A 14,420-nucleotide genomic window follows, 5' to 3' on the forward strand; every position below is an offset into this window, starting at 1 on the left:
GAGCGACCTCCACGCACTCGTCGAGCCTCCACGCTCCTCGAGCCTCCACACACTCGTCGAGCCTCCACGCACTCGTCGAGCCTCCACGCTCCTCGAGCGGAGTCGAGAGGTTCATACGTTCACACGATCCTGAATCGTTCACGCGCCTCCGACAATCCCACCAGGCATACTCCTCCGGTGGAGTTCACAGAAATCGCCGGTTATCGCGTCATTCGTCCCATTGGCACTGGCGGGCTGGGGCAGGTGTTCCTCGCAGAGCACCCACGTCTGCTGCGGCACGACGCGCTGAAGCTTCTCGACGCAGGGGTGTCGAGAAGTGGCGACTTCGCCGAGCGATTCCGCCGCGAAGCTGACGTGCTCGCGCAACTCAGCCATCCGAACATCGTCACGCTGCACGATCGAGGCGAGTTCGACGGCCGACTGTGGATCTCGATGGAGTACGTCGACGGCACCGATGCCGGCCGGCTTGTTGCCGAACACGGCCCGCTCGATCGCGACCTGGTCCGGACGCTTGTCAGTGGTGCAGGTACAGCCCTCGATCACGCGTGGCGCAAACGCCAGGTGACGCACCGCGACGTGAAACCTGCCAACATCTTGGTCGGTCTCGACGACGGCCGGATCGAGTCGGTGAAGCTGGCCGACTTCGGTGTCGCGAAGGCCGTAGCGGAGGCGGCGTCGGAATTGACTGTCGACACCGTGCAGTACATGTCGCCCGAGACGATCGAGGGACGACAACTCGACAACCGTGCCGACATTTACTCGCTCGGCTGTACGGCATTCCATCTCCTGACCGGACGGCCGCCGCACCCTGGAGACTCGGTTACGTCGGTCCTGTCGGCGCACCTCGACCAGGATCTACCGTGCGCCAGTGACCTCGTACCGGGCGTTCCGCCGACAGTTGACGCTGTCTTCGCGAAGGTGTTGACCAAGAGCCCGGACGATCGGTACGCCTCCTGCGGAGCGTTCGTCGACGCGTTGAGCATTGCGCTGGGCGACGGCGGAGATCCGGCGTTCGCGCACACGATGACCGCGGCGTCGTCGCACACACCAATGTCCTCACTACCCGGTGTCCAGGCCACTTTCAGTGGGGGAGTCGTCCGCCCGTCGCCGAAATCCGGTATGGCTCTGGCGTTCGCGATCGCCGCGGCGGCCACGGTCCTCCTCGCCGGTGCAGCAGTACTCGGCGTGTACATCGCCCGGAGTAGCGACAGCGGACTCGAAACGGCCGCGATCACGACGCACTCGACGAGTACGACTCCGGTGGCACCATTGACACCGCCGCCAACGACCACGGTGACTGCGGGACCCACGACGGAGGAGGTCGTCGCTCCGGACACGACGTGGACGCCGGACGAGACGGTGCCGACCACGACAGTTGTGCGAGCGCCATATGAGGGAATGCCTTGCAGTCCTGCGGAATTCGGCGACGTGTCTCCTGACGGGACGCTGGGGTGCAGCGGGATGGACGGCGCATGGCGCGACAGAACCCACCAGAGTCGGCCCGCAGTGCAGCTGGGCACGACCTGCACCGAGCCGGGAGCGCGTGGTCAGGTAACGGCATCCGATCAGCTCGCCACCTGTATTGCGGATTCGTCCGGTGGTTACTCGTGGCAGCCTTGACACTCTCATTGACAAGCCTGACCGCCTGACGCTCGACGACGCTCGCTGAGCGGCATGTGTTGGTCGAGCGTCGTCGCGCCTCGTCTAACGTGCCCCGATACCATCACCCTATGGGCGTAGCGGACAGCAGCGAGGAGATCTATTTCGCCGGCGGCTGTCTCTGGGGCGTCCAGGCGTTCATCGCGACGCTGCCCGGAGTGATCTTCACGGAGGCGGGGCGAGCCAACGGCGCCAGCCCATCCATCGACGGCCCCTACGACGGTTATGCCGAGTGTGTGCGAACGCGCTTCGACCCGGCGGTGGTGAGCGTCGCACAGTTGATGGCGTACTTCTTCGAGATCATCGACCCGTACAGCGTGAACCGGCAGGGGCCGGACGTCGGTCAGAAGTATCGCACCGGTGTGTACTCCGACAGTCCGTCTCACCTCGACCAGGCTCGAGCGTTCATCGCGGCGCGCGACGACGCCGAGCGGATAGCGGTGGAGGTGCTCGAGCTCGCCAATTACGTGCGGAGTGCGCAGGAGCATCAGGATCGGCTCGCGCGTTTCCCCGACGACTCTTGTCACCTACCCACGGAACTGTTGACCAAGTACGCGGACTGACCCGGGCCGCGATAACGAGGTGTGCGATCGTCAGCCGCGCGCCGGCAGGTCCATCGCGGCCAATCGTGCGGGATCGATGATGGAATCGATATCGGTGATCCGCCCATCGACGACCGTGCAGGACATGAGAGATATCGGCCGTCCGGACCGGCCCCACGCGAGGATTCCGGGTTTGCCATTCACGCTGACCCGGCGCGCCTCAACGCGTCCCGGATCGCCGCGTCTCACCGTCTCGAGCACTTCGTTCGCTCCGACGGTCACGGTGTCGCCGTGGGCGGTGTGGCGGTGCCAACTCACTTGAGGGTCGAGGACGTGGAGCAGGGCGTCGAAGTCGCCGTCGCGTGCAGCTTTGAGGAAGGCGTCGACCACGGCACGGCCCTGCCGTACCTCTTCTGTCGGCTGCGGACGCCCTTGCACTTTCCGTCTAGCTCGACTGGCCATCATCTTGGCCGCATCTGGCGTGCATCCGGCGATCGGCCCGATCTCGGCGAACGGCACGGCGAATACGTCGTGGAGGACAAAGGCGAGACGCTCTTCAGGGCGCAGGGACTCCAGGACGACGAGTAGCGCGAGCCCGACAGACTCGGCAGCGACAGCAGTGTCCTCGGGACCGTCGACGTCGTCGGTCACCACCGGGTCACGATCGGCGTCATCAAGATCCGACTCGGCTCGGGTGGTGCGCTTACGCAGCATGTCGATGCAGATGCGTCCGACGACACGGGTCAGCCACCCTCCCAGGTTGTCGATGCGGTCAGTGTCTTGCCGCTCCAACCGCAGCCACGCCTCCTGGACGGCGTCTTCGGCGTCCGCGCGTGAGCCGAGCACGCGGATCGCGACCGCCAGCATGTGGGAGCGGTGTTCTTCGAACGCAGTCGACAGGTCGTCTGGATGCATGGTCGTTACCTTCTGTCGTTGTGATCCGTCACCACTCTGACGAGCCCGAGCGGGCAAACGCAACGAGGGAAGGACACGATCATGAATATCGCTTTGTGGATCATCGCGGGAGTGCTCGCCGTCGCCTACGCGATCGGCGGGGCCAGCCAGATCATGTTGCCCAAGGAGAAGTACCGTGCTGCCGCTGCGAGCCAGCATTGGGTAGACGACTTCAGCGCGGGTCAGGTGAAGGCAATCGGCACGATCAAGCTGGTCGGCGTGGTGGGGCTGATCCTTCCGCCACTCGTCGGCATCGTCCCGGAGTTGTCGCCGATCGCGGCGTGCGGGCTCATGCTGGTGATGGCGGGAGCCGCGACGACGAGGTTCCGTCGCCAGGAGTGGGCGCTCATGGCCGGCGACACCGCGTACCTGCTGGCCTTCGCATTTCTCGCGTGGGGCCGGTTCGCGTTGGAGCCGTTCGGATCATGAACGGTTCGAACGAGGGCGGTGACCGCATCAGGTATCGCCGAGTGGGCGTAGACCGCGTTCCGCGGAACGCGGTCTACGCCTCGATCATCGGCATGACGTGCCTCGTCACGTCGGCGATGAGCGAGTCGTCGCTCTGGGCGGATTGATCGCCGGGTCGGTCGGTGAAGATGGCGAGCACGATCGGTGCCCGTCCCGGAGGCCGCACCACCGCGACGTCGTTCCGGGTGCCGAAGTCTCCGGACCCGGTCTTGTCTCCCACGACGGATCCCTCGGGTACGCCTGCTCGGATGTAGTCGGCGCCGGTGGTGTTTCCTTCGAGGATCCTGTTGTACAGGTCGCGTCGCGGCTCGGGGAGAAGGGATCCGAGTGCGAATGTCTTCAGGTCCGTGGCCATCGCGGCCGCCGTCGTCGTATCGCGTGCATCGCCGCGGATCGCGCTGTTGAGGTCCGGTTCGATTCGGTCGACGCGAGTCGTGTCGTCACCGATCTCGCGGAGTTTCGCCTGGACGGCCGCGGGCCCACCCAGGAATGACGTCAGGAGGTTGGCGGCAGTGTTATCGCTGTACTGCACCGCGGCGACGATGATGTCGTGCAACGTCATCCCCGTATCCACGTGTTGTGAGGTGACCGGCGCGTACGACAACAGGTCGTCGGGGGAGTAGCGGACAATCTTCGAGAGGTCGGCGTCGCTCGCTGTCTGCAAAACGAGCGCACTGGTGAGCGCTTTCGACGTCGATGCGTACGCGAACCGTGTCGAGGATCGGTAGCTCAGCGTCGTGTCGTCGCCGGTGTCGATGGCGTGCACGCCGATGCGGGCCCCGTACCGCTGCTCCAGGGAGGCGAAGTAGGCGTCGTCCCGGAGTGTGGACGGCGCTGACTCCGTCGTGGATCCGCACGCGGTCGCGACCAATGGCAGCAGAAGCGCGACGGCAAGCCATGTCGCGATCATGGCGTAGGACGGCTTGTCGTTCTTGCGGCTCATCGGTCTCCTAACTGGTTGCATCTCGACCGTACCCATGAGTGGCAGGAGCGCCACCAAATGGTGCATGCCAAGCTGTGCAACGGCTTTCGCCTCGCGGCACCGGCTGAACCGCCACAGCCGCCAATTCGTCCGCACGCGTCGTCGCGGGGGTCCGGTCACGGCCCGCCGAGACGGGCGCGTGAGCCCCACTCATCCGTCGTAGGTGGTCTCGATGACCTGGGTGACTTCGGCCGTGATGACGGCCTCGCTGGATGCGGTCTCGACAGACAGGGTTTCGTCGATCGATACTCGTGTGCCTGTCATTGTGAAGCGGTCGAGGATGGGTTCCTCGCCTCCTTGAATCTCGTATAGGACCTTGAACGAGCGGCCTTCGAGAGTCGACGTGAAACCGTTGAACGTCGGCGTGAGGGAGATCGTCACCAGACACCCGGCCGACCCGAAACATTTCTGCTCTTCCGTCAGTACTGACAACGAAAAGTCTGCAGGGGTCAACGGGGTCGCTTCGGATGTTGTCTCCGTTGTCTCCGTGGTTGTGTCGACGGCAGCCGCTTTCGCCACGGTAGGCGCGTCGCCACTGTGCGACCCCCAGGCGAACCCGATGGCTCCGCAGCCGACAGCAAGAAGAAGTGCCACGAACGCGCCCAGGACGATCGTTCGCCGTGACTTTCGTGTTGCGGGCTGTCCGACGGTCTGGAACGTCGGGTTCGGGTCGCCCGCGGGCGTGGACGCTGCAAAGGACTCAGGCGTGGCGTGCGCCAACGGCCCTGTGGCGTTCAGGCGAGTCGGCTCGCCTGGCTGTAGGGGATTCATTTCGAGCCTCGATTCCGATTTGTCTGTGTAGCCGGAATCTATGCCCGAGGGGTGACAGGAACCGGTGTCGGCAGGTGCCTGATGGGGGGTGCTGAAGGAGTCGGTGAACGAGAATATGCAGGTCAGCGCTCTGCATTTGTCCGCTGTACGGATGAAATGGTGATCGGTTCCCGACTGTCTGTCGAGACCGTGTCTTCGGGTCTTCGACCAGGGCTCCGGCAACCCGAAGAGGTACTGCGCGTGCAGGCCGGTCGTCGGCTTTGAAGAGCGATCTCGCGTGAGAGGCTCCGCCGAGTGCGGTCCGTGTACGTTACTTTCAGTCACAGATTCACCTGTTGGGAGAACGCACGATGCGTCGGATCATTCTGCTCGGTGCGACCGGCTACACCGGGTCGCGCGTCCTGAACGAACTCGCGGCGGACGACGGTCTCGACGTCGTGCTGGTCGGGCGTAGTCGTGAGCGGCTGCAGGCTCAGGCGGACGTGTCAGGTATCGGGTGTCGAATCGTCGAAGCGGACACGGCGGCGCCCGGCGCGCTCGATTCTTTGCTGACGGGCGACGATGTCGTGATCTCGACGGTGGGTCCGTTCGGTGATCTGGGCAAGGAGGTTGCACGCAGCGTCGCTCGGGTCGGCGCCGTCTACTTCGATTCGACGGGGGAGCCGCCGTTCATCGAGTGGATGTTCCGGGAGTTGGACGCCCGCGCACGCGAGACCGGAGCGCTGCTCGTGCCCGCCTTCGGTTACGACTATGTGCCGGGCAATGTCGCGGGCTGGCTTGTCGCGCAGGACGCAGGGGCGGACGCGGTGGGCGTGGAGGTCGGCTACTTCTTGATGCAGGGGAGTCGTGGCGCGTACCGGCCGCTGAAGTTGCGCAACTTGCCCGACGTGACGACTCCGGGGACACGGGAGTCGGCGTTCAAAGTCTTGGCCGAGACCGCGTTCGCTTTCCGCGGCCGGTCGGACGACAGGTTCGGTCTCGAGAGACAGCGTTCGGGCATGAGCTTGCTGCGATTCGCCGTCGACGGGCATCGTCTCAACGGTCTGTCGATCGGCGGATCCGAACACTTCGGTCTGCCTGAGGTGCTGCCGAATATTCGCAGCGTGGACGTCGGACTCGGCTGGTTCGGGCCGGCCGTGGCACCCGTGCACTATGCGACCCGGCTCGGCGGCCCGTTGCTGACCAGTGGCATCTCGCAGCGCGTAGTCGCCGCGGCCGCCGAGCGCATGCCGTTCAAGGAACGTTTCCCGAGTCAGCCGGCGCGGACCGTCGTCGTCGGCAGGGCGCTCGATGCCGATGGTGGTGTGTCGGCGGAGCTCGTGATGGACGGGCCGGAACCGTACGCGATGACCGCCGGCCTGTTGAGTGGGGCCGCGCAGATGGTCGCGGGCGGGACTGGAGACGCCCCGGGAGTGCGTGGTCCGCTGGCGGCGCTCGGGGCGGAAGAACTGGTGCGGCTCAGTGACGTCGTGGGCTTCCGGAAGGTGTAAACGGAGTCGACGCCGGCCCCCGGACTCCCGAAACTCGATTGACAATGCGTACGCCGCTCGGAAGGGTTGGTTCCCGGTTGCGATCGGTGAGGAGAGCAGGCATGGGCGAGTCCGAGGTCCGCATCCGTCGTACACGCGGCCCCGTCGAGTATCCGCTTCTTCAACAGATCTGGCGGAGCGCCGTCGATGCGACGCACGACTTCCTTGCAGACACCGATCGTGACGAGATCATGGCGCTCCTCGCGACAGACTATTTCCCACAGGTAGAGATCTATGTGGCCGAGGCGGGTGGTTCTCCGGTCGGATTCTCCGGCCTGCTCGATCGCAGAATCGAGATGCTGTTCGTGACCGATGCCGCTCGTGGACGGGGCGTGGGTAGCAGTCTCGTCGCGCATGCGATCACGCACCACGGTGTGACGCAGGTGGACGTGAACGAGCAGAATCCGTCGGCCGTCGCGTTTTACGAAAGCCGCGGTTTCACCGTATCGGCGCGCAGCCCATACGACGACGCCGGACGCCCGTACCCGCTCCTGCACATGGTCCGGGACACAGACGGCGCCTCGACCTCCGCGCCGTCCCGTCCCGCCGAGGCCGAGGGGAGCGATGGTCGATGACCGGATCCGTTGTCATTCTGACCGGACCGCCGGGAGCGGGAAAGAGCACCGTCGCGGCCCCGCTGGCGCGCGTGTACGACCTCGGCGTCCACCTGCACACGGACGACTTCTGGCACTACATCGTCGCCGGTGCGATCCCGCCGTATCAACCCGAATCGGCGACACAGAACGACACCGTCCTCGACGTGATCGCGGGTGCTGCTTTCACGTACGCCGCAGGCGGCTACACGACGATCGTGGACGGGATCGTCGGACCGTGGATGCTCGATCACTTCCGCGGCCACTCGTCCGACGTCGACGTCCACTACGTGATCCTTCGCCCCGACCGCGAGACCACACTCGCGCGTGCGCAGGAAAGAACGGCGCACGACGCACTCACTGACCGAGACCCAGTCATCGCGATGTGGGACCAGTTCGCCGATCTCGGCGAGTACGAGGCACACGTCCTCGACACATCGCTCCACGATGCACCGCAGACTCTCCGACGCGTTTCAGAATGCCTCATCTCCGGCGACTTCCGAATCCAGTGCTAATCCGGTACTCGCATCGTGCACGACGTTAAGGCGTGCGATGGACTCCGGCAGGTCGGCGACGCATTGAAACCCGGCTGATTCTGGCCCGTCTCGACCTCCGTCACGGCGCCGATTAGCGGCGATCCTCGAACGAGCCGGCACGTCGTATCTGCTGGTAACGACTCTGCAATCAGGTCGACGGACGGTCTATAGCTCTCCGCTCTCGTAGACGCAAGGGGTGATGTCCGCGCTGAGGTCGGAACCAGTCGTGCGGCGTGTGACGCTATTACGTTTGCTGGCGTGACAACGACTCAATCCGCGCCCGCCCAGGGCTTCACTGCACTGTTCGACGCCCTGCGGGACGGCGCCGCCGAACGCGAGCGTTCCGCCGAACGCCCCCACGACCTCGTCGACCAGATCAAAGCATCCGGCATCCTCGGATTGCGTGTCCCCGTCGAGCACGGCGGTCACGGAGCCACGCTCCGAGAGTTCTTCGAGAACCTGATCGAGCTCGCTCGCGCCGACTCGAACCTCGCACAAGCGCTGCGCGCGCACTTCGGATATGGCGAGCAACTCCGCTTCGTTCCCGAGGACGCGGCACGAGCGGCGTTCGCGGTGCTCGCCCGAGGCGAGATCGTCGGCAACGCGATCACCGAACCCGCCGGAGCACATTCGGGTGACTTCGCCGGACTGTCGACCACATTCACTCCGGACGGCGACGACTGGCGGATCACCGGCACCAAGTTCTATTCGACGGGCACCCTCTACGCCGACCGTGTGTGGGTGTGGGGAGTGACCCCGGACGGTCTGCCCGCGAGCGCCGTCGTACCACTCGACCGCGACGGGATCACCGTCGTCGACGACTGGGACGGCTTCGGCCAACAGGCGAGCGGCAGCGGCACGACACACTTCGAGAACACGCCGGCACTCGCGGCAGAGGTGGGCGTCGCTGGAACCGAGCCGCCTCCCCGCCTCGCTCTCGGCGCATTCTTGCAGCTGTATCTGACCGCCGTGATCGTCGGGAACCTCGAAGCAGCTCGCGACGACGCCGTCGCGGTGCTCCAGGCGCGGACCCGCAACATCACGCACGGCACCGCCGAACTGCCGCGCAACGAACCGGTGCTGCTCGCGCAGGTCGGCGACATCGCGTCCAAGGCGTACGCCGCGCGGTCGATCGTGCTCGACGTCGCCGCGTATCTCGACGAGGCCGACGCGGAGCTGACCGCCGGACGTTTCGACAGCGGCGTCGGCGAGCGGGCGGGACTGCGGGCGGCCGAGGCAAAGGTCGTCGTCGACCGGCTCGCGTTGGACGCTGCGACCGCGCTGTTCGACGTCGGCGGCGCGTCGGCTACCCGCAGCAGCGCCAACCTGGATCGGCACTGGCGCAACATTCGGACCTTGGCGTCGCACAACCCGACCCGACTCAAAGCTCAGGTGATCGGTGACCACGTCATCAACGACGCCGAGCTCCCCGACAACACCTACTTCTGACCGACCCGCAAAGGAACCTCCCATGACCGAAGCGATCCGTACCATCCCACTCGACGAGTTCGGTGATGGTGCCCGCCACGTGGACACCGCAGTGCTCGACTCCCACATTCATCATGTCGAATCGGGCGACGGCGATCCGATCGTCTTTCTGCACGGCAGCCCCACCAGCTCGTACCTCTGGCGGCATGTGTTCGCCGAGCTCACCGGCCGCGGTCGGCTCCTCGCTCCGGACCTCATCGGGTTCGGTGACTCGGGACGTCCCGATATCGCGTACGAACTCGACGACCACCTCCGCTATCTCGAAGCGTGGTTCGACGCGCTCGATCTGCGAAACGTCACGCTGGTGGTCCAGGATTACGGTGCCGCGTTCGGCGTCGCCTGGGCCTCGCGGCATCCCGACCGCGTGAAGGCCGTCCTCCTCGCGGAGCCGGTGATTCGCGACATCGAGTCCGCGGATCTCCCGGAGCCGTTTGTGCAGGCTCAGCAGCTGATACGTACCCCGGGCGATGGCGAGAAGTTCGTCGTCGAGGACAACCTGTTCCTCACCCAGGTGCTGCCCGGCGCATTCTTGAACCCACCGTCGGAGGAATCGCTGGCCGTATACCTCGCGCCGTTCCCGACGGCGGAGGGTCGCGGCCATCTGATCAAGTTCCCACGCAATCTGCCGATCGACGGCGTTCCCGCGTCGTCGGTGGACTTCCTCGAAGCCAACGTGGAGTGGCTTACCACCAGTAACGACGTCCCGAAGCTTCTTCTGACCTTCGAGCCCGGGTTCCTCGTCACCCCCGGCATTCTGCAGTGGGCGAAGGATAATGTCGCTGCGCTGGAGGTCCGAGACGGCGGCGCCGGGGTGCATTTCGTACAGGAGGATCAGCCGAAGGCGATCGCCGCCGGTGTGCTCGACCTGCTCGCGCGGGCAGGTGAGGACCAGTGACCACGACTCTCAGCCACGCCGTCCGTCCGGGTTCACCCGAGTTGGATGCGCTCATCGATCGGATCGCCGAGGGCACGTTCGAGCGGGAACGCACCGACACCGCTCCCCACGAGCAGGTCGCGTGGCTCAAAGCCGCGCGCGTCGGCGCCTACCGATTGCCCGTCGAGGACGGCGGCGGGGGAGCGTCGCTCCGCGAGCTCATCGACCTGGTGATCCGGCTCAGCCGCGCCGACTCGAACCTCGGCCACCTGCTACGTGCTCACTTCGGAACCGTCGAAGACATCCTTCTCTGGCCGGACAGCGCGCGCCGTCGGCGATGGATCGAACGTGTCGCGGCAGGCGAGTTGATCGGCAACGGCAACAACGAACTCGGCGCCAAACACGCCGGTGACTTCGCGAAGTCGACGACGTTCACTCCGGTAGACGGCGGCTACCGCGTCGACGGCGTCAAGTACTACTCGACGGGCACGCTGTACGCCGAGCACACCTTCGTTACTGGTGTCACCGCGGATGGAGTGCCCGTACAGGCGTTGATCACCCTCGACCGCGACGGTCTCACCGTCGAAGACGACTGGGACGGCTTCGGCCAGACGCTGACCGGTACCGGAACCACCCGATTTGACGGTGTCTTCGTCGAGACAGACGAGGTCGCGTTGCCGCCTGAGGATCTGAGCACGCTCGGCCGGTGGCATGTGGGACCGCTCTATCAGCACTATCTGAACGCCGTCGTCGCCGGTAACGCGTTGGCTGTCGCCGATGACGCGGCCGCATTGATCATCAGCCGCAAACGCAGCTTCACTCACGGTTCCGCGGACCTGCCCCGTGAGGATCCGGTGCTGCTCGAGGTGATCGGCGAGATCGTCTCGCTGGCCGATGCGACCCGGTCTATCGTTCTCGAAGCCGCCCATGTGCTGGGTCGGATCTCCGACTCCGCCGTCGATGGGGCCGCCGACTCCGCTGTTGTGCACGAGGCCGCGCTGCGGGCATCGCAGGCACAGGTGGTGGTCGACGAGTTGGCGTTGCGTGCCGCAACCCTGTTGTTCGACGTCGGGGGAGCGTCCGCCGTGAAGCGGTCGGCCAACCTGGATCGACACTGGCGGAACATTAGGACCGTCGCCTCGCACAATCCGACACGTTTCAAGAACCGGGCGATCGGAGAACTGCTGGTAAACGGTGTCGAGCTGCCGGACAACACGTACTTCTGATCCCACTGCGCAACCGAGAGAAAAGCTCTTCATGGCCGACCGTCGGCAACTCAATCTGAATCTGTTCATCCTGTCGTCGGGTCACCACGAGGCGGCCTGGCGTCATCCGGCGTCAATGCCGGAGCGGATGTTCGATGCGGGGTTCTACATCGATCTGGCGCGGGCTGCGGAGGCAGCCGCGTTCGACGCCGTTTTCCTCGCCGACATTCCGAAGCTCGACGACAACATCGAGTTCAACGCCGCAGGGCGGTTGGATCCGCTGATCACATTGGCGGCGGTCGCCGGCGCCACCGAGCACATCGGTCTCATCGCCACGGCGTCGACCACGTACTCGTATCCGTGGCAGTTGGCGCGGGCGTTCGCGACGCTCGACCACCTGTCGCGTGGGCGAGCGGGGTGGAACATCGTCACGACCGATTCGCCTGCGGCCGCACGGAACTTCGGTCTGGCCGGTAACCCGGACGCAGGCCTCCGCTACGAGCGCGCCGAGGAGTATCTGCGGGCGATCAAGGCGCTGTGGGATTCGTGGGACGACGACGCCGTCGTCCTCGATCGCGCCGCCGGACGGTACGTGGATCCGGCGAAAATCCACCCTCCCTGCGTCGACGGTGAGCACGTGAAAGTCGCCGGCGCGCTTACGACACCGAGGCCGCCGCAGGGGTATCCGGTTCTGGTGCAGGCCGGCTCGTCCGATCACGGTCGCGATTTCGCCGCCCGGCACGCTGAGGCGATCTTCACCGCGCAACAGCAGATCGGTGACGCGCAGGCGTTCTACCGGGACATCAAGTCAAAGGCCGCAAGGCTGGGCCGGAATCCGGATCACGTCAGGATTCTGCCCGGGCTCAGCCCGTTCATCGGGAGCACCGAGGAGGAGGCGCGGCGGCTGGAACAGGAGTTCAATGAGCTGACGAATCCGGCGTTCGGGCTCGTCCAACTCAAAGACTTCGCATACGTGGACCTCGACGACCTGGATCTTGACGACGTGGTGCCGATAGAAGCGTTCGGCGACGCAGGCGACGTCACTAACAACAAGAAGTCGCGCACGCAGGTGTACGCGGACATCGTGCGACGCGAGCGTCCCACGCTCCGCCAGTTGCTACATCGTTTGGCCGGCGCGCGTGGGCACCGCGTCGTCGCCGGTACACCGGAGCAGATCGCGGACACCATGATCGACTGGTTCGACCACGGTGCAGCCGACGGGTTCAACATCATGCCGCCGTATCTGCCGGGCGGCTTCGAGGTGTTCGCGGAGACCGTGGTGCCGATACTCCGCGAGCGTGGCGTATTCCGGAACGAATATGAGGGCGCGACATTTCGGGAGAATCTGGGGTTGGACAGGCCGTGAGCTCGGGCCAGCGGAGATATTCGGATGATCGCTGTGGTCGACGCCGGTACCGTCGGGAGTCACTGCAATTGCGAAGGGAGCGGTTATGCCGCCACTCACCGTTGAGTTCGATGCCGAGGAGTATCGCCGTATTGCGGCGTCCGCCGAGCGGGAGTAGAAGACTCCAGAAGCGTATGTCCACGATGCGGTAATCGAGAGGTTGACCGAGTATCGGCGGCGGATCGAAGAAGCCGCGTATGAAGGCGCCGAGTGGTCGGCGGAGTTGAATCGTCGGCTGAGCTGACGAGTACTCGTAGACCGCGTTCCGCGGAACGCTGTCTAAGCCTCGAGCATCGGCATGACGTGCTTAGTCACGTCGGTTATGAGCGCGTCGTCGCTCTTGGCCGACCGGTCGGCGGGACGATCGGTGAAGACGGCGAGCACGATCGGAACGCGTCCTGGCGGACGCACTACCGCGACGTCGTTTCGTGTGCCGAAGTCTCCGGACCCGGTTTTGTCTCCCACGACTGATCCCGCCGGGACGCCTGCGCGGATGTAGTCGGCTCCGGTCGTGTTGCCTTCGAGGATCGAGTTGTAGAGGTCGCGCCGCTTGCGTGCGAGCAGCGAGCCGCGCGCGAACTCCTTCAGGTCCGTGGCCATCGTGGCAGTGGTGGTCGTATCGCGGACGTCACCGCGGGTGGCGCTGTTGAGGTCCGGTTCGATCCGGTCGACGCGCGTCGTGTCGTCACCGATGTCGCGCAGCTTGTCCTGCACTGCACGCGGGCCTCCCAGGAACGCGGTCATGAGGTTGGCGGCGGTGTTGTCGCTGTACTGCACCGCGGCGACGACGAGGTCGTGCAACGTCATTCCGGTGCCGACGTGCTGGGAGGTCACGGGTGCGTACGACAGCAGATCGTCGGGTGAGAAGCGAATGACTCTAGAGAGTTCGGCGTCGGTCGCCGTCTTCAGGACGAGTGCGCTGGGGAGTGCCTTCGACGTCGACGCGTACGCGAATCTCGTCATCGATCGGTAGCTCACCGTCGAGTCGTCGGCCGTGTCGATGGCGCGTACGCCGACACGCGCACTGTATCGCTGTTCGAGGGAGGTGAAGTAGGGCGTCTTCCCGAAGGGCTGAGGTCTCTGTCTCCGCGGAGCTGCAGGCTGTACCGGCCAGTGGCAGCACGAGAAGGATGGCGAGCCACGCCGCGATGACCGCGCGTGGCGGCTTGCCGACTCTGTGGGTCGCCAGGGACCTGCGAAATGCGCCCTGGAGTAGTTGTTGAGGAGTTGTTGTAACCGGTTGGGGGAGTCACGCTTCGACCGTACCCACCCCGGGGCCTGGTTCCGTTTGTCGCCAAGGGATCCCGACGGTCTCCCTAGCCGTATCCCGTTCGTCGCGTGGCAAGCCTTGTGGGCCTTGTCGAAATTCTCTGTCTGAATCTGTCACATCCTCTCGTGCTGCGGCGTCTTATGT

Annotated in this window: 14 protein-coding genes; 10 read left to right on the top strand and 4 right to left on the bottom strand. The window is 65.2% G+C overall.

What is annotated here, in order from left to right; all coding sequences use genetic code 11:
• Positions 1 to 177 precede the first annotated feature (177 nt).
• Positions 178 to 1,620, top strand: coding sequence for a serine/threonine-protein kinase (locus tag ACTIMF_RS05245; protein ID WP_442349222.1), 1,443 nt, complete (start codon positions 178 to 180; stop codon positions 1,618 to 1,620).
• A 110-nt stretch (positions 1,621 to 1,730) separates the two neighbouring features.
• Entirely contained in the window at positions 1,731 to 2,222 is a 492-nt protein-coding gene (locus tag ACTIMF_RS05250; protein ID WP_442349223.1) for a peptide-methionine (S)-S-oxide reductase, read from the top strand.
• 30 nt (positions 2,223 to 2,252) lie between these two features.
• Here ACTIMF_RS05250 and ACTIMF_RS05255 read toward each other — a convergent pair whose 3' ends face one another.
• Positions 2,253 to 3,116 carry a sigma-70 family RNA polymerase sigma factor gene (locus ACTIMF_RS05255; protein WP_237018023.1) on the bottom strand — a complete coding sequence of 288 codons (864 nt, stop codon included), beginning with the start codon at positions 3,114 to 3,116 and terminating at the stop codon, positions 2,253 to 2,255.
• An 81-nt stretch (positions 3,117 to 3,197) separates the two neighbouring features.
• Between ACTIMF_RS05255 and ACTIMF_RS05260 the strand changes: the two genes are divergently transcribed.
• Positions 3,198 to 3,584: a DoxX family protein gene (locus ACTIMF_RS05260; RefSeq protein ID WP_442349224.1), complete on the top strand. Its 387-nt coding sequence runs from the start codon at positions 3,198 to 3,200 to the stop codon at positions 3,582 to 3,584.
• A gap of 73 nt (positions 3,585 to 3,657) precedes the next feature.
• Here the strand turns inward: ACTIMF_RS05260 and bla (ACTIMF_RS05265) are convergent, their stop codons facing one another.
• On the bottom strand, positions 3,658 to 4,566 hold the full coding sequence (gene bla / locus ACTIMF_RS05265) for a class A beta-lactamase (RefSeq protein ID WP_442349225.1): 909 nt from the start codon (positions 4,564 to 4,566) through the stop codon (positions 3,658 to 3,660).
• A gap of 189 nt (positions 4,567 to 4,755) precedes the next feature.
• Complete coding sequence (locus ACTIMF_RS05270) at positions 4,756 to 4,986, bottom strand: hypothetical protein (protein WP_237018026.1); 231 nt, start codon at positions 4,984 to 4,986, stop codon at positions 4,756 to 4,758.
• A 740-nt stretch (positions 4,987 to 5,726) separates the two neighbouring features.
• On the opposite strand from ACTIMF_RS05270, the gene ACTIMF_RS05275 reads away from it, so the two are divergent.
• The 7 genes from ACTIMF_RS05275 (at position 5,727) to ACTIMF_RS05305 (ending at position 12,967) form a co-directional block, all read left to right on the top strand.
• Complete coding sequence (locus ACTIMF_RS05275) at positions 5,727 to 6,866, top strand: saccharopine dehydrogenase NADP-binding domain-containing protein (RefSeq protein ID WP_442349226.1); 1,140 nt, start codon at positions 5,727 to 5,729, stop codon at positions 6,864 to 6,866.
• 101 nt (positions 6,867 to 6,967) lie between these two features.
• The gene (locus ACTIMF_RS05280; RefSeq protein WP_442349227.1) at positions 6,968 to 7,480 is read left to right on the top strand and encodes an acetyltransferase; all 513 of its coding nucleotides are present in this window, start codon (positions 6,968 to 6,970) and stop codon (positions 7,478 to 7,480) included.
• A complete protein-coding gene (locus ACTIMF_RS05285) occupies positions 7,477 to 8,013 on the top strand; it encodes an AAA family ATPase (RefSeq protein WP_442349228.1) in 537 nt (178 codons plus the stop codon). Before ACTIMF_RS05280 ends, ACTIMF_RS05285 begins: the two co-directional genes overlap by 4 nt.
• Before the next feature lie 279 nt (positions 8,014 to 8,292).
• Complete coding sequence (locus ACTIMF_RS05290) at positions 8,293 to 9,483, top strand: acyl-CoA dehydrogenase family protein (protein ID WP_442349229.1); 1,191 nt, start codon at positions 8,293 to 8,295, stop codon at positions 9,481 to 9,483.
• 22 nt (positions 9,484 to 9,505) lie between these two features.
• A complete protein-coding gene (locus ACTIMF_RS05295; protein WP_442349230.1) occupies positions 9,506 to 10,417 on the top strand; it encodes a haloalkane dehalogenase in 912 nt (303 codons plus the stop codon).
• Complete coding sequence (locus tag ACTIMF_RS05300) at positions 10,414 to 11,622, top strand: acyl-CoA dehydrogenase family protein (protein WP_442349231.1); 1,209 nt, start codon at positions 10,414 to 10,416, stop codon at positions 11,620 to 11,622. Before ACTIMF_RS05295 ends, ACTIMF_RS05300 begins: the two co-directional genes overlap by 4 nt.
• A gap of 31 nt (positions 11,623 to 11,653) precedes the next feature.
• Positions 11,654 to 12,967 carry an LLM class flavin-dependent oxidoreductase gene (locus ACTIMF_RS05305; RefSeq protein WP_442349232.1) on the top strand — a complete coding sequence of 438 codons (1,314 nt, stop codon included), beginning with the start codon at positions 11,654 to 11,656 and terminating at the stop codon, positions 12,965 to 12,967.
• Positions 12,968 to 13,285: 318 nt separating this feature from the next.
• On the opposite strand, the gene bla (ACTIMF_RS05310) is transcribed toward ACTIMF_RS05305, so the two are convergent.
• Positions 13,286 to 14,386 (bottom strand): class A beta-lactamase, encoded by a 1,101-nt coding sequence (gene bla, locus ACTIMF_RS05310; RefSeq protein ID WP_442349316.1) that lies wholly within the window; start codon positions 14,384 to 14,386, stop codon positions 13,286 to 13,288.
• Positions 14,387 to 14,420: the final 34 nt, after the last annotated feature.

Origin of the sequence: Gordonia sp. (in: high G+C Gram-positive bacteria), from assembly GCF_052106715.1 — a bacterium.
Classification (GTDB): domain Bacteria; phylum Actinomycetota; class Actinomycetes; order Mycobacteriales; family Mycobacteriaceae; genus Gordonia.

Coding starts and splice junctions, on each gene's coding strand:
- ACTIMF_RS05250 (WP_442349223.1), top strand. CDS start 1,731: ATGGGCGTAGCGGACAGCAGCGAGGAGATCTATTTCGCCGGCGGCTGT.
- ACTIMF_RS05255 (WP_237018023.1), bottom strand. CDS start 3,116: ATGCATCCAGACGACCTGTCGACTGCGTTCGAAGAACACCGCTCCCAC.
- ACTIMF_RS05260 (WP_442349224.1), top strand. CDS start 3,198: ATGAATATCGCTTTGTGGATCATCGCGGGAGTGCTCGCCGTCGCCTAC.
- bla (WP_442349225.1), bottom strand. CDS start 4,566: ATGAGCCGCAAGAACGACAAGCCGTCCTACGCCATGATCGCGACATGG.
- ACTIMF_RS05275 (WP_442349226.1), top strand. CDS start 5,727: ATGCGTCGGATCATTCTGCTCGGTGCGACCGGCTACACCGGGTCGCGC.
- ACTIMF_RS05280 (WP_442349227.1), top strand. CDS start 6,968: ATGGGCGAGTCCGAGGTCCGCATCCGTCGTACACGCGGCCCCGTCGAG.
- ACTIMF_RS05285 (WP_442349228.1), top strand. CDS start 7,477: ATGACCGGATCCGTTGTCATTCTGACCGGACCGCCGGGAGCGGGAAAG.
- ACTIMF_RS05295 (WP_442349230.1), top strand. CDS start 9,506: ATGACCGAAGCGATCCGTACCATCCCACTCGACGAGTTCGGTGATGGT.
- ACTIMF_RS05305 (WP_442349232.1), top strand. CDS start 11,654: ATGGCCGACCGTCGGCAACTCAATCTGAATCTGTTCATCCTGTCGTCG.